Below are 17,922 nucleotides of genomic sequence, written 5' to 3'. Positions count from 1 at the left end.
AATTATTCGATTAGTGGGCGGCCCATTGAATTGTAGAGATGTCTATGCCGTCTTTGTACATATCCCAAAGCGGAGACAATTCACGCAATTTGCCGACTTTGGATTTCAATAGTTCTATCGTGAAATCGATGTCTTCTTCGGTGGTAAAGCGACCAATAGTGAAACGAATCGAGCTGTGCGCTAATTCATCGCTGCGACCTAAAGCACGCAAAACATAGGATGGTTCCAAGCTTGCAGAAGTACAAGCAGAGCCTGAAGAGACCGCAATGTCTTTAATCGCCATGATCAAGGATTCACCTTCAACATAATTGAAACTCACGTTCAAGTTATGCGGAACGCGATGATCCATGTCACCATTAATGTAAGTTTCCTCGATTTCGCCCAGGCCCTTGGCTAAGCGATCGCGCATGGCACGAATGTGTGCCAATTCGCTCGCCATTTCTTCTTTTGCAATACGGAACGCCTCGCCCATGCCAGCGATCTGGTGCGTCGGTAATGTGCCAGAGCGCAAGCCGCGTTCGTGGCCGCCACCGTGCATTTGTGCTTCCAAACGGACGCGTGGCTTGCGGCGTACATACAATGCACCAACGCCTTTTGGTCCATACGATTTGTGAGCGGAGAAAGACACTAAATCGACTTTGACTTTTTCCAAATCGATCTCTACTTTACCGGTTGCTTGTGCTGCATCGGAATGGAAGATAATGCCTTTTTCGCGGCACAATTCGCCGATTTCGGCGATAGGTTGAATCACGCCGATTTCATTGTTAACCCACATGACTGAGACCAAAATCGTATCTGGGCGAATCGCTTCTTTAAGCTGTTCGATGGTGATTAAGCCATTGTCTTGTGGTTGCAAATAAGTCGCTTCGAAACCCTGACGTTCAAGTTCACGTACCGTATCTAACACCGCTTTGTGTTCAGTCTTAACGGTAATGATGTGCTTGCCTTTACCTTTGTAAAACTGTGCCGCACCTTTCAACGCCAGATTATTACTTTCAGTAGCGCCTGAGGTCCAAATAATTTCACGTGGATCAGCATTGACCAAGGCCGCTACATGATTACGCGCTGTTTCTACCGCTGCTTCGGCATCCCAGCCATACGCGTGGCTGCGTGACGCAGGATTACCAAATTGCGCACGCAGATAAGGAATCATCACATCCGCGACGCGTGGATCGACTGGCGTCGTCGCTGAGTAATCCATGTAAATAGGGAAGTGCGGTGCTTTGAGCGTATCGATCAAAGTTTTCGTTAGAGGTACAGATGCTTGTGTGTTTGCAGCAGTCATTCAAAACTCCAAATTTTAGGAAATAGTGCGTTCGGCGTGGCCGTGGCGAACGATAACAACAGGTTTGTCTTGGGCTTTTTGCTTTTGTTGATTGACCAAGTCTTGTAAAGAAACGGAGTCGAGATAATCGACCATTTTGGCATTCAGGTTTGCCCACAAATCATGAGTCATGCAGTGAATGCCATTGTCATGATCGCTACCGTGGCAATTGCCTTTGCTGCCGCATTGCGTCGCATCGAGTGGCTCATCGACGGCAATAATGATGTCGGCAACGGTAACGTTCTGCGCTTTGCGTGCCAAATGATAGCCGCCACCTGGTCCACGTACCGATTCAACGATTTCATGGCGACGTAGCTTGCCGAACAATTGCTCAAGATAGGATAAGGAAATATCTTGGCGCTGGCTGATGCCTGCCAACGTGACTGGTCCATTGTCTTGACGTAAGGCAAGATCGATCATGGCTGTTACAGCAAATCGGCCTTTAGTAGTGAGACGCATGAGTCAATACTCCAAACTTGTTGAAATTTGTCGGAATTGCGCTTTGAATAAACTTTAATCCCGAGCATTTGACTCAAGTATAGCAAACTTGAGTAATCTTGTCAGGTACTGCCTATTTTTGCTGGATTGGCGCATGGCCTAGGGATGAGAGGGCGAATTGATCAATTCGCCCTTTGTGGAGATAGCTTTAGAAGTCAAATTGTCCCGAGATTTTATAAGTACGCGGTGCGCCTGGGAATAAATAGCCCCCCAAACTTTGCGTTACATCACGCCAATAGAATTTATTAAAAGCATTATTAATATCAAAGCGGAAGGTGCTGACTACGCCTTGAATTTGGGTGGTGTAGCGCGCTCCGAGATTGACGACGTTAAATGCAGGCACGCTGACTTTATTGTCAGGGCTAAAAGCTTTACTGCCAGAGTATTGCCAAGATGCGGTTAAGTGCGTACCAGACCAAGCAGTAGGAGCGTAATCGGTGTAAATCGTCGATTTGAAATTGGGTACATTGGTCACTCGTTTGCCTTCTATGCTGGCGTCTCCCGTATTGTTTTGACGTGCATTCAAGGCGGTGGCACTTAATCCTAACATCCAATTGCTTGCTAGATTGCCTTGCGCTGCGATTTCAAGGCCGCGATGTTCTGCTTCGCCAGCACTCACAAACATGTTTGCTGCGTTCGTGTACTCGAGTGGTTTCGTGATGCGGAAAATGGCTGCTGAAACATTCAAATCGCGATCTATCGCCGATTTGACGCCGAATTCGATTTGCTTGGATTTGCCTGCATCGAGCATTCTGTTCTCGTTGCTGGTGCCGATAGGGGCTACGCCGCCGTGTTCCAGTCCTTCGCTCAGGCTCAGATAGGTGTTGGTTGTTGGTGTCGCTTTATAGACCAGTGATACATTCGGTAAATTGTATGACTGACTAAAGTTTGGACTGCCCAACTGTGCTCTATCGACATCGAGGTGACGCAGGCCAAGGTGTAAGTCAAACTCTTGATTAAGTTTGATGATATCTTGAATGAAGGCGGACAACTCTTTGTCGGTACGGCGCAATAAGACTGGACCGGGTTTGCCGCTTGATGGCGAAACTGCCACAGGATGGAAAAGATTACTGCTGCCTGCGTAGTCATATACGTAGTCGCCGTAAGAATCGCGACGTTGTGAGTGATTCACGCCGAAAGCGATTCGGTGTTGTAGTTCGCCAGTGGCGAATTTGCCGCTGACGATGGCTTGAATACCGTGCAGTTTTTTTGATTCACCAGGACTTTGGTAATCGTAGACATCATAGTCGCCGTTCGCGCAATAGCCGGGATACAGTTCTTTGGCGCTGCAGCCGTACGGGAATGCGGTGAAATCGTCGCGCTTAAATTCGTGTAAATTAGCAGCGACTTCAGTCGTCCAATCTTGATTGATTTGGTATTCAAATCGCAGACCGAGATTGCTGTTTTTTGTGTTGACTGGTTTGACCCATTTTTGGCCGTTCAACATCATGTCGGCTTGAATGCCGCGTGGTAGTTCTGTGCCGTCAAATAATTGAAAGCCTGGAACCGAAATTTGCGACTTATGTTGATAGTCAGCGTCGATTTGAAAAAGTGCCTGTGGACTGAGTCGCCAATCAAGCGCGATGCTTGCAAATTGACGTTCGCCATCAGCACCTTTGACATATGAGCGTAGCTTTTCAATCGCGGCATTGATACGATAACCAAACTGTTTATCATCCGATTTGCCACCTAGATCAACGGTGCCATACAAAGTGCCACGTTCGCTCGCTTCCAATGTTGTTGAGCGCACTAATGAGTTTGTGGGGCGTTTTGTGACGTAATTAATGATGCCGCCGGGTGTGGTGAAGCCAGACTGCAAACCACTGATGCCTTTGAGAATTTCGAGCCGCTCTTTATTTTCTAATGGGATTGAAGCGTCACCAGGAATGGCGAACCCGTCTTTGCGATAGCTGGAGGAATTATCTAAGGTAAAGCCGCGAATAGAAAACTGCTCTGCATAGCCAACCGCATTATAGGCATCGCTAACGCTGGCGTCGAATTTCATCGCGTCGCTAGTTTGGCGTACGCGCAAATCTTGTAATTGGCTGGCGGAAAAAACATTCAATGTTGCTGGCGTGTCTTGTAGCGTATTTGCAATAAATCCACTCGCTTTGCTAGTGTCAACTTTGTTGTTGCGACTGGCGCTGACAACAACTTCTTGTAATGTTTGCTCTTGGCTTTGCGCGGACGCGTTACTGCCAACTGCAAGCAATTGTGTAATGGCGATGGTGATGAGACTAAAACGGAAACATGGATTTGACATGATCTACTCTTCTACTTGGTTGTGTCTGGGCGAGCCAAGCAAAAGAGGGCGGATGAGCGGAGTCATCTTGCGCTTCCCTTCGCTGGCATTATCCAGATCAGGTTCAAGGGACTATCTCACCCGTACATCGTCGTACAGGACCCCTAGCGAAGGCGAGACTTTAACATAAAACCGCTTTGAGGGTTTTGTGGAGGAGTATTTATTGCGCTAGAGTGAAAATGAAAAAAGCCCTGTATTTCTACAAGGCTTTTTATTTGGCTCCCCGACCTGGACTCGAACCAGGGACCTGCGGATTAACAGTCCGTCGCTCTACCGACTGAGCTATCAGGGAATAGAAGAATAAACTTCTAAAACTTTACTTCAGCAACGATGAAGTTGCTGATCTTGCGAATTCTGTGGCTCCCCGACCTGGACTCGAACCAGGGACCTGCGGATTAACAGTCCGTCGCTCTACCGACTGAGCTATCAGGGAACAGAGACAAACATTATAGGGAGCTTTCCTATTCTTGTCAAAAGTTTTTAGGTGGGTAGCGCATTTTTATGGGGGAAAGTTTTATCTGGTCTCGATTGATATGCTGAGATTTTTCTTTTGCTTCTTTCTTCTACATACCAGCTAATTGTGCCATCGAATACGCACGTATAAACTACGGTTACAGGAATACTGATAATATATACAGCTTGAAATTGTTTGTTTTAAGCTTAGCGTTTGTTTATGCGTAAAGACGAAGCATTTCTATAGCAGAGATGTAAATCCGGATCGAATCCATGTTGGGATAATAGAATTGGTTTAATTATGAGTGAGTTGCAGTCAGTTCCTTCCAGCGATAATGAAGCGAAATTTGTGAGCTTTCCAGATTCGCCGTATCAGCTATGTCAAATATTTCCACCAGCGGGTGATCAGCCGACGGCAATCGCGCAGTTGGTGGAGGGGATACAAGATGGTTTATTTTTTCAGACTTTACTTGGCGTGACAGGCTCGGGTAAGACTTACACGATGGCGAATGTGATTGCGCGTACCGGACGCCCAGCCATTATTTTTGCGCCAAACAAGACTTTAGCCGCCCAGCTCTACAGCGAGTTCAAAGAATTTTTTCCGCGCAATGCCGTCGAGTATTTTGTCAGCTACTACGATTACTACCAGCCGGAAGCTTACGTGCCTCAGCGTGATTTATTTATTGAGAAAGATTCCGCGATCAATGAACACATTGAGCAAATGCGCTTATCCTGCACCAAATCATTGATGGAGCGACGCGATGTGATTATCGTGGCGACCGTCTCTGCGATTTACGGTATTGGCAATCCCAATGAATATCACAAAATGATTTTGACCTTGCGTGCTAAGGATAAATTAAGTCAACGCGATGTGATTGCGCGTTTGATTCAGATGCAATACACGCGAAATGAAGTGGATTTTGGACGAGGCACTTTCCGTGTGCGCGGAGACACGATTGATATTTTTCCAGCGGAGCATGCTGAACTCGCGGTGCGTTTAGAAATGTTTGATGATGAAGTAGAGAGTATCGCGTTGTTTGATCCTTTGACTGGGCGCGTCAAGCAAAAAATTCCGCGCTTTACTGTGTATCCGGGTTCGCATTATGTGACGCCGCGTGAAACGGTTTTGCGGGCGATCGAAACTATTAAAGAGGAGTTGCGCGAACGCTTGGATTTCTACCGTCGCGAAAACAAATTGATTGAAGAGCAGCGCATAGAGCAGCGTACGCGGTTTGACCTAGAGATGATGGCGGAAATCGGTTTTACCAAAGGCATTGAAAATTATTCGCGCCACTTAAGTGGTGCAAAACCAGGTGAGCCTCCACCGACTTTGGTTGATTATTTACCTGCCGATGCACTGATGTTTCTTGATGAGTCACACGTACTCACAGGCCAATTAAGTGCGATGTATAACGGCGATCGTTCACGTAAAACCAACTTGGTCGATTACGGATTCCGCTTGCCGTCGGCCTTGGATAATCGACCGCTCAAATTTGAAGAATTTGAGAGCAAGATGCGGCAAACTGTGTTTGTGTCCGCGACGCCGGCAGAATACGAAAAGCAACATTCAGATCAAGTGGTGGAACAAGTGGTTCGCCCAACAGGCTTGGTCGACCCTCGTATTGAAGTTCGTCCTGCATTGACGCAGGTAGATGACTTAATGAATGAAATCACAGAACGTGTGAAGCAAAATGAACGTGTGTTAGTGACGACATTGACGAAGCGAATGTCAGAACAGTTAACCGAATTTTTGGGTGACAACGGTGTTAAAGTACGTTACTTGCACAGCGATATCGATACGGTTGAACGCGTAGAGATTTTGCGTGATTTACGACTTGGTGCGTTTGATGTGTTAGTGGGAATTAACTTGTTGCGAGAAGGTTTGGATTTGCCTGAGGTTTCTTTAGTGGCGATTTTGGATGCTGATAAAGAAGGCTTTCTGCGCTCAGAGCGGAGCTTGATCCAGACGATAGGACGTGCAGCCCGAAATCTCAATGGTACGGCGATTTTATATGCAGATCGAGTTACTGATTCTATGCGTCGAGCGATCGATGAAACTGAGCGTCGTCGTGCTAAACAGATTGCATTTAATACCGCGAACAATATTACGCCGGCAAGCATCAATAAAAAGATTAAAGATATTATTGATGGAGTATATAACCCGCAAGAAGCCCGCGATGATTTGATGGTGGCGCAAGAGCAAGCCAAGTACGAGGCGATGAGCGAGAAGCAAATTAGTAAAGAGATTAAGCGTCTAGAAAAACTAATGCTAGATCATGCGAAGAATCTCGAGTTTGAGCAAGCGGCTAAAGTACGAGATCAATTGGCGATCTTGAAAGAGCAATTATTTGGTGCTGGTGGGCATGATAATGTGACTTCAATTTTGGGGCGTTAATCAGCCAATATTTTTACTAAATTGCGAAGAATAAAAAAGCCGGATTAGTCCGGCTTTTTTACTAATTAAAACGACATGTAATGTCGATTTAACCTTCAGCGATTCGCTTCGAAATATGCGCTAAGGCTTCTTCAACCTGATCAATCAAAATTAGACACAAATCGCCTTCACCTAAAGTGGCAAGTGCAGTGTCGATCGCGATAAATTCACCATTAATTTCTTTGATATCCGTCGTACGTTTTGCGTTCTCCAAACCAGAGCGTAAGAGGGCGACGACTTCACCATCGGCACGACCACGTTGGCATTGATCTTGATACAAAATAACTTGATCAAAGGCGTTGCCGAGAATTTCGGTTTGTTGGCGAATGTCTTGATCACGACGGTCGCCCGCACCGCTAATCACGACGGAGCGGCGATTGCCTGGCATGCTTTCGACCGCTTGAACTAAGGCGGTAATCGCATCAGGATTGTGACCATAGTCAGCAATCAAAGTCGCACCGCGATAATTGAATACGTTAAAGCGTCCTGGCGCATTGTCGCTATCATTCATAAAGGACTTTAAGCCTTTGCGAATCGCATCCCAGCTAATGTTGGTTGCCCAGGCCGCAGCAACCGACGCCATCACGTTCTCAACTTGAAAGCCTATCGTACCATTGCGCGTGATCGGAATCTCAGACAAAGGAATTCGTTGAACTAATTTGCCCTCGACCGCGACTAGCTCGCCATTTTCTATGAATACGACGCGATGCCCTTGGACGCGATGTGCTGCCATGATCGCCAATTGGCTATCGGCCGCAAAGAACGTAACGGCTCCAGTGCAATTATTTGCCATGCCTGCGACGATAGGGTCGGCCGCATTTAGGACTGCTACCCCGTTGTCCGCGACGTTTTGAACAATCACTCGCTTTAATACTGCCAGATCTTCGACCGTGGTGATGTAGTTTAAGCCTAAATGGTCGCCAGAGCCGATATTGGTAACGACCGCGACTTTGCAGCGATCATAGGCGAGACCTTCTCGCAAGACACCGCCACGTGCGGTTTCAAATACCGCAGCATCGACATCAGGGTGTGATAAAACATTGCGAGCGCTACGCGGGCCGCTGCAATCGCCGCTATCAATTTGGCGACCTTCTACATAGACACCATCGGTATTGGTCATACCTGTACGTAGGCCGCTGACCGTCAATAAATGCGCAATTAAACGCACAGTGGTTGTTTTACCATTGGTACCCGTGACGGCAATAATAGGGATTCGTCCATCGTCGCCGTCTGCAAACATGGCAGAAACAATTGCCTCGCCGACCGCGCGACCTTTACCAAAGGATGGAGAGAGATGCATACGTAAGCCGGGCGCCGCATTGACTTCTACCACGCCACCATTTTGATCTTCGATTGGTTTTAAGACGCTATCGCAGACCACATCCACGCCGCAAATATCTAAACCCACCATCTGCGCCGCAGCGACTGCGCGGGCCGCAACTTCTGGATGTACATCGTCGGTGACGTCAGTGGCCGAACCGCCAGTAGAGAGATTGGCGTTGTTGCGTAACACCACTCGCGTGCCTTTGGATGGGACAGTGTCTGCGGTATAGCCTTGTTTAGCAAGACTTGCGAGCGCGATATCATCAAAGCGAATTTTGGTTAATGAAGTCGCATGACCACTACCTCGACGCGGATCTTTATTCACTTGTTCAACTAATTCACGTACAGAATGTGTGCCATCGCCGACTACTTGTGGTGGGTCGCGACGTGCTGCCGCAACCAATTTGTTGCCGATCACGAGTAAGCGGAAATCATTGCCAGGTAAATAGCGTTCTACCAAAATATCATCGCGGAATTCACTCGCGGCGATATAGCCCGCCTCTAATTGCTCACGGGTGGTCACGTTGACGGTAACGCCTTTGCCTTGATTGCCATCTTTGGGTTTAACCACCACAGGAAGACCAATTTCTTGGGCGATTTTCCACGCGTCTTCCATATCGATTGCAGTGCGTCCCAGTGGTACTGGTACACCAGCGGCATCAAGTAATTTTTTAGTCAGCTCTTTATCTTGAGCGATGGCTTCAGCGATGGCGCTGGTGCCGTCCATTTCTGCCGCTTGTATCTTGCGCTGTTTGCTCCCCCAGCCGAACGCAACCAAACTGCCACTGGTTAGGCGGCGATAAGGAATATTGCGCGCCACTGCGGCGTAGACGATAGAGCCAGTTGATGGGCCTAAACGTAATTCTTCATCAAGATCGCGCAATTGATTCAATGCTGCGGCTAAATCAAAACTAGTGTTGTCTAGCGCCGCTTTGCATAATTGTTCGGCCAACTCAAAAGCCAAGCGACCAACATCTTCTTCAGAGTATTCAACTACGACTTGAAAAATTCCCTCTTCAAGCGTTTGTGTCGAGCGGCTGAAGGTGACTGGGCAGCCTGCTTGTGCTTGTAAAGCCAGAGTTGCTAATTCAAATACGCGTGCCAAGGGGATCGCATCATCATGTCCAGTTGCTTGAAGCGGTCCAATGTCAGGGAAAAGGGCGCGCAGTCTCGCTTCAAAATTGGGTAGTTCGTTGATCGATAATTCCTCCGGTGAGCAGCGTACTATCGCTTCAACCGCGGTGTGGTGACTCCAGAGGTTAGGGCCACGTAAAGCCCTGATTCGTGAAACTTCCATAAACCTTTATCCTATCTACGGCGCAAACGCCAAAATGTCGATTATGTTGGTATTGTTTCGTCGCTGATTTTTTTCGAGCGACACTTACCATGATTTAGTATTGTTTTTTCGGCGGATTTGAATCGAAATTGCGCAATGCTGCTACGATTAAATCAGGTTCTATATCCATCGCCCAAGCGGCTGCAATCGCTGCCATAATTGCTTCAGGCTGTTCCGCTTTGCTAGCTTTCAAAGATGAGAGTGCGAGTAACTTAATCTCGTCTTTACCCGTTGCCAGCACGATTTGTTGGTCGCGTAAGAACACGGCGCGTTTGTTGTTCGCCAAATGCTTGTTCAATGCAGGATTTTGTTCGGATTTGGCAAAGTAAATAAGATCGCCGTCAGATAACTCGCCCAACTCTTCGGCGACGTCGATTTCAGCATTAATAACGGCGCAGCCTTGTGGCAGGATTACGTCAATTTGCGTCCGCATGACTTTGAACATTTGCTCGCGGTCTGTCAGGTAAAAATCAGCTAGATCTTCTACGCCGTTTAGATCAGTGACCACGCCTATCATGCATTTGTCATAGGCTAGGCCGTCAGCCAAGATCCGTTTGGCATTGGTTTCGAACACTGCGCTTTGAACGTTTCGGTTGAGGAGTAGTCGTTGGCCTGCATCCCACGATGTGCAGTCGGTCTTAACGACCTGGCGCTGATCTAGATACAAACCGTCTGCGCAAGCAACACCGGAATATTTGCCGCTGATGCTTAACATGCTGGAGATTAGGCGAGAAATCAGGCTGGTACCTTGACTGCCAGCAACGCCGACGATAGGGATGCGACCGTTATCAACGGGACCAAACAAATGTTTGATGATGGCAGAGCCTATGTCGCGTGGTTTGCCAACGGCGGGTTTCAAATGAGATAGCAAGCCCGGGCTGGCGTTGACTTCAATAATCGCACCGCGTTGTTGTTCTAATGGTTGAGAAATATCTTCGCATACCAGATCGATGCCTGCGATATCTAAGCCAATGATGCGCGTTGCTAGAGCGGCGATGCGGGCAATATCGGGATGAACTTCGTCTGTAACATCAATGGCAACATTGCCGTTGTGTTGTATCAAAACTTTTTGCGCTTCGGTTGGCACTGATGCTGCGTCCATGCCTTGACGCTTCAACTCTAAAATAATTTCAGCACTTTCATCGGGTTTGATCAAACCAAGAGGAAAGTCCTCTGTTTCACCGCGTCGCGGATCAATGTTAATTTGCTGTGCAACCAATTCTTTGATCGTCGATTTTCCATCGCCAACAATCCAAAGCGATTCACCTTTGGCGGCTGCAACCAATTCATTACCAACGACTAATAAGCGATGTTCGTTACCGGTAATGTAGCGTTCTACAATAACGCTTTTGCTATCACCTTTGCGAGCCGCTAATTCATACGCCGCGATAACTTCGGGTTCGGTCATGAGATTTAAAGTCACACCGCGACCATGATTGCCATCGTAAGGTTTGATGACTACGGGTAATCCTATATCTTGCGCTTCTTCCCAAGCTTCAGCTGCGCTTCTTCCCAAGCTGCCTTCTGGTACTGGAACACCGCAGGCTTTTAATAGTGACTTGGTCATGTCTTTGTCGCTGGCGATGCTTTCTGCAATGGCACTGGTGCGATCTGTTTCTGCTGTCCAGATGCGACGTTGCGCAATGCCGTGGCCCAGTTGTACTAGGTTGCCTTCGGTGAGGCGAATAGATGGAATATTGCGATCAGTCGCTGCGTCAACGATATGTGCGGTACTTGGACCTAGGCATAAGGAGTCAACCATGTCGCGTAATTTGAGAAGTTCTGCATCGAAGTCATAGGCAGTGTTTTCGATGAGTGCTATTAAAAGATCTCGCCCCATGCTGAGAGCGGCACGTCCGACTTGCTCTTGTCGCGTGCGAAAGGCCATCTTATACACGCCTTCGACACAGGTGGAGCGAGTTTGACCAAATCCGGTACGCATCCCCGCCATGTTTTGTAGCTCTAAGACTACATGCTCTAAAATGTGACCGACCCAAGTACCTTCTTTAAGCCGCTCTAGAAAACCACCTATCTCACCGACGCCACAGCGATGTTGCAATAGGCCAGGGAGCCGCTCTGTCAGGCGTTCATATAAACCAGGGAGTTTATTGGAGGGGAGTTCTTCGAATTCCCCTATATCTAGCCAAACTTCGATGACGGGGCGATAAGTCCAAATATTCGGTCCGCGCAAATGAGAAATACGCAGCGGAGTGATGTCTTTCTTTTTTGTAGTCATGAATGTCAATTTTTTATTGAATAATGAAATCACTATTCGCTTTACTATTTTTGGAAATGTGTATGCCCAAGATCAGGTAATAACGTTAGGTAACTCAGCTTAGCTGACAAGCCTTTGGTTGACGGTGTTAAATTAAGCAAATTGAAAATTATCTCACCAAGGCTTGCTGGTATACTTCATAGCTAATACGTTCTTACCCAATGCGAAAGTAGACATTTTCCATGATCTTGTTTCTCTTTCGACAGAATACCGTAATTTGCTGTTTCAGTCATATCGCATCACACATTCTCCCAAAGATTTATAGAAATTTGTCTATGATTAGTGTGCTGATTTATATGTGAATAACAAAAGAATGCGGTTTTTTTAATTTTTTCGCGCGTTTTCCATTTGTGCCAGAAAGCGTCTTTCGGGAGTTTGTTTGACGATGACAACAACATCACCACCAACATTAAGTATGGCTAGCCCAATGAATAATTTGCCTCAGGTATGGGCGCAAGAGTTAACTTTACAATTAAAGCAAGATGAAATTGTATTGAGTGCCGTTGAGACGGATTTGGATGCAAGCTTGAGGTTTGAGCGGGGTTTGATCGTCGTTACCAATCAACGCTTGTTGTCAAAAGCGCCTAATGAGCAAAACTGGTTGTCCTGGTCTTACACGCACGGCATACAAATGCGCCATCACGACCACGCCGGGGTGGGGCATTTGGAATTGCTGGACGAGGCGCGTTTGTTGGCGCATTGGCGTTTTACTTTAGGACAGAATTTATTAGTCATCCGTTTGATGGATAGCTTTCGTGAGCAATTGGAAGCGCATCTGACCGGTAAAACGCCTGAACGTGTTGAGCAAAATATTTGTCCTAGTTGTAAGGCTGTCTTAGAACCGGAACAAGAAGAGTGTCCGGTATGTACCAAGGTCATACATACGCCACCATCCACTTGGACTTTGTTCCGCTTGTGGCGTTTCGCTCGGCCTTACAAAGTGTCATTGGCGATTGGTTTTACCTTAATGCTGCTGGGTACCGCGGCGCATATGATTCCACGTTATTTAACTAAGCCACTCACCGACGAGGTCTTGATTCCCTATCAAAACGGTCAACATGTGGAACCTGCCTTGGTTGCTACTTACATAGGTGGATTATTTGGCGCCGCTGTATTGGCGTGGTTATTAAGCTGGGGTAAAACGTATATATTAGCCTTGGTTTCTGAGCGGATAGGTGCGGATTTGCGCACGGCGACTTACGAACATTTATTGAAACTTTCCTTGGAATATTTTGGCAGCAAACGTACTGGTGATTTGATGTCGCGTATCGGTAGTGAAAGTGATCGGATTTGCGTTTATCTGTCTCTGCATTTGCTCGACTTTGCGACCGATGTTCTGATGTTTCTCATGACTGCTGCATTCTTATTGCATATTGATACCAAGTTAGCCTTGGTCACTTTATTGCCCTTGCCCTTGATTGCTTGGGCTATCCATCTGGTGCGTGATCGCTTGCGTACTGGCTTTGAAAAAATTGATAGGGTTTGGGGTGAAGTGACCAACGTGCTTGCGGACACGATTCCAGGTATTCGTGTGGTGAAAGCCTTCGCGCAAGAGCAGCGTGAAGCGACACGCTTCCGTGATGCGAATAAGCATAATTTGGCGGTCAACGATAAACTTAATAAAGTGTGGTCTTTGTTTTCACCAATTGTTTCTTTCTTGACCGATATTGGTATTTTGGTCGTGTGGGGTTTTGGTATTTGGCAGGTGTCGCATAATGAAATTACCGTTGGTGCTTTGGTCTCTGCGGTCGCATTCATTAGTAATTTCTATGGTCGTATCGATTCCATGAGTCGCATCGTCTCAGTAACTCAAAAATCGGCTTCAGCGGCAAAACGTATCTTTGATATTCTGGATCATGTGTCCAGTGTGCCGGAGCCACAAAATCCAGTCAAAATCAAAGAAGTAAAAGGTCAAATTGAATTGCGCGAAGTCGGCTTCCGTTATGGTAATCGGGCAGTCAATCGTGGCGTGAGTTTGAATATCCAACCTGGTGAAATGATAGGCTTGGTTGGACATAGTGGTTCGGGTAAAAGCACTTTGGTGAATTTGATTTGTCGCTTCTATGATGTGGCTGAAGGTGCAATTTTGCTCGATGGTGTTGATATCCGTTCGTTTGCGGTAGCTGATTACCGCAGCAATATCGGTCTCGTATTACAAGAGCCTTTCTTGTTCTTCGGTACGATTGCAGACAATATTGCTTACGGCAAGCCACACGCCACACGGGAAGAGATTATCGCTGCCGCGCGCGCCGCTCACGCGCATGAATTTATTTTGCGCTTGCCTCAGGGTTACGATTCTATGGTCGGCGAACGTGGTCAAGGTTTGTCCGGTGGTGAACGTCAAAGGATTTCAATTGCGCGTGCCTTATTGATTGATCCACGAATTTTGATTATGGACGAGGCGACTTCATCAGTGGATTCAGAGACCGAAAAAGAAATCCAAAAAGCGTTGGATAATTTGGTCAAAGGCCGCACCACGATAGCGATTGCGCATCGTCTTTCAACTTTGCATAAAGCGGATCGTTTGGTTGTATTAGACCGAGGTGAAGTAGTCGAGGTTGGTAGTCATGATGATTTGATGGCCAAACAGGGCGCTTATTTTAAATTGTATGAAGCGCAGGCTCGTAACGCCGCAGCGTTGGCAGTCGGAGGAGAATAAAGTGACGACCCAATTTCAATTAAGACGTAATAGTTTTCAGCAGTTAGTATTAATCGATGTTGACGGTGCCGAGCATATTGATGTGCGTCCGGTACGCGCTTTTCCGATTCAGTCGCCGGACGCAGGGATTTCATTAGTTAAAGAAAATGGTGCAGAGGTGGCGTGGATAGATCATTTATCGGATTTGCCTGCGGCTGTGCGTGAATTGATTGCTGAGGAATTAGAAGGTCGTGAATTCATGCCGGAAATTTCCAAAATAGTTAGTGTCACCAGTTTTGCTACGCCTTGTACTTGGCATGTAAAAACAGATCGCGGCGACACTCAATTCGTGTTGAAGGGCGATGAAGATATTCGTCGGATTGGCAAGGAATCCTTATTAATTGCAGATAATCATGGCATACATTTTCTGATCAGGAATATGTTTGATATCGATAAGCATAGTCGCAAAATTTTGGATCGGTTTTTGTAAGCTTGCTGAATATGATTGCTCCAATCTGCGTTTGGGTTGGAGTTGATTTAGTTAAATGCCAAGGTGTAGTACTTGACCTCTTTGCCATCGTTCCAAGGTAAAACGGCACTGATTTGAAATCCCATTTTCAGTAATAAGTTTTCAGATGCGATATTGTGGAGTGAGGTAATCGCAACGAGTTGGTCGAGTCGAAGCGTATTTTTTGCCAATTCAATGATTGCTTGTCCAGCTTCGAATGCATATCCCTGACCTGCAAATTCGGGCAAGTAGGCGTAGCCAATATCAATATTGTCTAATTCTGGACGTTTAACTAAGCCACACAATCCGATTGCCTGTCCATCTGCTTTTCTTTCTACCAAATACAGACTAAACCCCATTTTTTCTTGTACCTCTTGATGGCCAGTTTGTATGGCTTGCTTAGCATCTTCTAGTGTGCGTATACCTTTATCGCGGATATTCTGGATAAAGCTCGGTTCATTGACGAGTCGCAAGTAAAATGCTGCATCATTGTCATCCATGGTGCGTAGTAGCAAGCGAGCGCTGCTCGTTATAACTTGTGAGGACAATTTGGTCTCCAGTTTGACTTTATGAATCTTGTGCTATTAGTGTGCTATTAGTGCGATCGGAGCTATTGGTACGAACGATAGGAATGCTCAAGGTACAATTTAGCATACAGATTATTTTACGATCGACTTCCTTAACTATAGATATAATAAACGATTATGAAATTAGCGACACTTAAAGATGGAACGCGTGATGGACAATTGATTGTAGTCTCGCGCGATTTGAAAACTGCGCAGATTGCAGATGGCATTGCTGCTACTTTGCAGCACGCCTTAGATGATTGGAATTTTATTGCACCTCAGTTGAATGAAGTGTACGAACGTTTGAACGCTGGCAGAGGCATTAATAGTTTCGATTTTGAACCGCAAAAATGCATGGCGCCGTTGCCACGAGCCTATCAATGGGCTGATGGTTCTTCCTATGTCAATCATGTGGAATTAGTGCGTAAAGCGCGAAATGCAGAGATGCCTGAAAGTTTTTGGCATGACCCTTTAATGTATCAAGGTGGTAGTGATGATTTTATTGGCCCTATGGATGACATCGCTTTATTGTCGGAAGAGTGGGGCATAGATTTTGAAAGTGAAATCGCAGTCGTGACCGGCGATGTACCTATGGGGGTTAAGGTGTAGCATGCGCAAGAGCATATTCGTCTGCTGATGTTGGTTAATGATGTCTCTTTGCGTAATTTAATTCCTGCAGAATTGGCAAAAGGTTTTGGATTTTTTCAATCTAAACCTGCTTCTAGCTTTTCTCCAGTGGCTGTTACGCCTGATGAGTTGGGTGATGCTTGGAAAGATGGCAAAGTACATCTGGCACTGCGTTCAACCTGGAACGACACGCTGGTCGGACAGCCGAATGCAGGTGTCGATATGGTGTTTTCTTTCCCGCAGTTAATTACTCATTTGTGCAAGACGCGCAATGCGCGCGCAGGCACGATCATAGGCTCAGGCACAGTATCAAACAAAGACCCGAGGAAGGGGTATAGCTGCATTGCAGAAAAGCGCGCTTTAGAAATGATTGCCAGTGGCGCAGCAACTACGGAATTTATGAAATTTGGCGATAAGATACGTATTGAGATGCTGGATAAAAACGGCAAATCAATTTTTGGTGCGATTGAACAAAGCGTGGTCGAATACACTAAAAACTAAAGATTCGAGGGTTTTGGCTAGCAAATTTGATTTTTTCTAGGCATTCATAGTCCGAGTCTATATACTATTCAAGTTATATAAACTGAGTAAAGTTAATTTTTATCATATAAAGAAGTGGCACGTTATTCCGATAAAGAGCTACATCGATAAAAAACTTTACTCTGACTTTAGGATCGTGCATGAATCTCCATCAATTGCGTTTCGTTCGCGAAGCGGTCAGACAGAATTTCAATCTTACCGAAGCGGCTAAGGCCTTATTCACATCACAACCGGGTGTTTCCAAGGCAATTATTGAATTGGAAGAAGAGTTAGGCGTTGATATTTTTGCTCGGCATGGCAAACGTATTCGTGGTCTAACCGAGCCTGGTCGCGCAGTGCTGAAATCAGTCGAAATGATTATGCAGGAAATCGACGGCTTAAAACGCATAGGCAAGGAGTTTGCGGCGCAGGATAGTGGTAGTTTTACGATTGCCACCACGCATACACAAGCACGTTATGCCTTGCCAAAATTGGTGCAAGCTTTCATGCAGAAATATCCTAAAGTGCGTTTGTCTCTGTTGCAAGGTAGCCCGAAACAAATTGCCGAAATGGTGATGCGCGACCAAGCTGATATTGCGATTGCTACCGAGGCGATTACTAGCGTTGATGGACTGGTATCTATGCCATGCTATCAATGGGAGCATGTGGTGGTGGTAGCCCCCGATCATCCTTTGCTAAAGTTAAAGGCGATTACTTTAGAAGATATCGCTAAATATCCACTGATTACTTACGATGCAGCGTTCGCTGGACGTAGCAAAATTGATCATGCGTTCGAGGTGCGTCACCTAAAGCCAGATGTTTTGCTGGAAGCGATTGATGCTGACGTGATTAAGACTTATGTCGAGCTAGGTATGGGCGTAGGAATTATCGCCGGCATGGCTTTTGACACTGAGCGAGATCAGAATTTGCGAGCGATCTCGGTCGGACATTTATTTGGTATGAATGTGTCGAGGGTAGCGGTCAGACAAGGTGCTTATCTGCGAACCTATATGTACACTTTTATTGAAATGCTCTCACCAGCGATGAACCGAAAATTGATCGATCAAGTCATGCAAGGTGGCAAAGATAGCTACGACCTTTAATGCTAAGCGGATACTG

General features: G+C 46.4%; 10 protein-coding genes, 2 tRNA genes, 1 pseudogene and 1 riboswitch. Of the genes and pseudogenes, 5 read left to right on the top strand and 8 right to left on the bottom strand.

From position 1 onward, the window contains the following. Positions 1 to 10: 10 nt before the first annotated feature. The 5 genes from ACFFJH_RS13740 to ACFFJH_RS13720 form a co-directional block, all read right to left on the bottom strand. Positions 11 to 1,285 carry an IscS subfamily cysteine desulfurase gene (locus ACFFJH_RS13740; RefSeq protein WP_390213417.1) on the bottom strand — a complete coding sequence of 425 codons (1,275 nt, stop codon included), beginning with the start codon at positions 1,283 to 1,285 and terminating at the stop codon, positions 11 to 13. 15 nt (positions 1,286 to 1,300) lie between these two features. Next, positions 1,301 to 1,783, bottom strand: a complete 483-nt coding sequence (gene iscR, locus ACFFJH_RS13735) for a Fe-S cluster assembly transcriptional regulator IscR (RefSeq protein ID WP_212674083.1) — start codon at positions 1,781 to 1,783, stop codon at positions 1,301 to 1,303. A gap of 187 nt (positions 1,784 to 1,970) precedes the next feature. Beyond that, complete coding sequence (locus tag ACFFJH_RS13730) at positions 1,971 to 4,085, bottom strand: TonB-dependent siderophore receptor (RefSeq protein ID WP_390213416.1); 2,115 nt, start codon at positions 4,083 to 4,085, stop codon at positions 1,971 to 1,973. 57 nt (positions 4,086 to 4,142) lie between these two features. Then, positions 4,143 to 4,240, bottom strand: a riboswitch (TPP riboswitch). 100 nt (positions 4,241 to 4,340) lie between these two features. Next, a tRNA-Asn gene (locus ACFFJH_RS13725) sits at positions 4,341 to 4,416 on the bottom strand. A gap of 65 nt (positions 4,417 to 4,481) precedes the next feature. Next, a tRNA-Asn gene (locus ACFFJH_RS13720) sits at positions 4,482 to 4,557 on the bottom strand. A 321-nt stretch (positions 4,558 to 4,878) separates the two neighbouring features. On the opposite strand from ACFFJH_RS13720, the gene uvrB reads away from it, so the two are divergent. Continuing rightward, positions 4,879 to 6,972, top strand: coding sequence for an excinuclease ABC subunit UvrB (gene uvrB / locus ACFFJH_RS13715; protein ID WP_390213415.1), 2,094 nt, complete (start codon positions 4,879 to 4,881; stop codon positions 6,970 to 6,972). 88 nt (positions 6,973 to 7,060) lie between these two features. Here uvrB and cphA read toward each other — a convergent pair whose 3' ends face one another. Both cphA and ACFFJH_RS13705 read right to left on the bottom strand, forming a co-directional pair. Next, positions 7,061 to 9,631 carry a cyanophycin synthetase gene (gene cphA / locus ACFFJH_RS13710; protein ID WP_390213414.1) on the bottom strand — a complete coding sequence of 857 codons (2,571 nt, stop codon included), beginning with the start codon at positions 9,629 to 9,631 and terminating at the stop codon, positions 7,061 to 7,063. Between the two features lie 94 nt (positions 9,632 to 9,725). Next, the gene (locus ACFFJH_RS13705) at positions 9,726 to 11,906 is read right to left on the bottom strand and encodes a cyanophycin synthetase (RefSeq protein ID WP_390213413.1); all 2,181 of its coding nucleotides are present in this window, start codon (positions 11,904 to 11,906) and stop codon (positions 9,726 to 9,728) included. A 424-nt stretch (positions 11,907 to 12,330) separates the two neighbouring features. Between ACFFJH_RS13705 and ACFFJH_RS13700 the strand changes: the two genes are divergently transcribed. Then, entirely contained in the window at positions 12,331 to 14,604 is a 2,274-nt protein-coding gene (locus ACFFJH_RS13700; protein WP_390213412.1) for a cyanophycin metabolism-associated ABC transporter, read from the top strand. A 1-nt stretch (position 14,605) separates the two neighbouring features. Continuing rightward, complete coding sequence (locus ACFFJH_RS13695; protein ID WP_390213411.1) at positions 14,606 to 15,073, top strand: cyanophycin metabolism-associated DUF1854 family protein; 468 nt, start codon at positions 14,606 to 14,608, stop codon at positions 15,071 to 15,073. Between the two features lie 47 nt (positions 15,074 to 15,120). Here the strand turns inward: ACFFJH_RS13695 and ACFFJH_RS13690 are convergent, their stop codons facing one another. Beyond that, a complete protein-coding gene (locus ACFFJH_RS13690; RefSeq protein WP_390213410.1) occupies positions 15,121 to 15,639 on the bottom strand; it encodes a GNAT family N-acetyltransferase in 519 nt (172 codons plus the stop codon). A gap of 156 nt (positions 15,640 to 15,795) precedes the next feature. Here ACFFJH_RS13690 and ACFFJH_RS13685 point away from each other — a divergent pair. Next, positions 15,796 to 16,785, top strand: a pseudogene (locus ACFFJH_RS13685) (fumarylacetoacetate hydrolase family protein). A 179-nt stretch (positions 16,786 to 16,964) separates the two neighbouring features. Beyond that, positions 16,965 to 17,906: a CysB family HTH-type transcriptional regulator gene (locus tag ACFFJH_RS13680; RefSeq protein WP_390213409.1), complete on the top strand. Its 942-nt coding sequence runs from the start codon at positions 16,965 to 16,967 to the stop codon at positions 17,904 to 17,906. The last annotated feature ends 16 nt before the right edge of the window (positions 17,907 to 17,922 follow it).

The sequence above is a fragment of the Affinundibacterium danionis genome, assembly GCF_042432465.1.
GTDB lineage: Bacteria > Pseudomonadota > Gammaproteobacteria > Burkholderiales > Burkholderiaceae_D > Undibacterium > Undibacterium danionis.
This window is presented reverse-complemented; position numbering and strand designations above follow the sequence as displayed.

Coding starts and splice junctions, on each gene's coding strand:
- ACFFJH_RS13740 (WP_390213417.1), bottom strand. CDS start 1,285: ATGACTGCTGCAAACACACAAGCATCTGTACCTCTAACGAAAACTTTG.
- iscR (WP_212674083.1), bottom strand. CDS start 1,783: ATGCGTCTCACTACTAAAGGCCGATTTGCTGTAACAGCCATGATCGAT.
- ACFFJH_RS13730 (WP_390213416.1), bottom strand. CDS start 4,085: ATGTCAAATCCATGTTTCCGTTTTAGTCTCATCACCATCGCCATTACA.
- uvrB (WP_390213415.1), top strand. CDS start 4,879: ATGAGTGAGTTGCAGTCAGTTCCTTCCAGCGATAATGAAGCGAAATTT.
- cphA (WP_390213414.1), bottom strand. CDS start 9,631: ATGGAAGTTTCACGAATCAGGGCTTTACGTGGCCCTAACCTCTGGAGT.
- ACFFJH_RS13705 (WP_390213413.1), bottom strand. CDS start 11,906: ATGACTACAAAAAAGAAAGACATCACTCCGCTGCGTATTTCTCATTTG.
- ACFFJH_RS13700 (WP_390213412.1), top strand. CDS start 12,331: ATGACAACAACATCACCACCAACATTAAGTATGGCTAGCCCAATGAAT.
- ACFFJH_RS13680 (WP_390213409.1), top strand. CDS start 16,965: ATGAATCTCCATCAATTGCGTTTCGTTCGCGAAGCGGTCAGACAGAAT.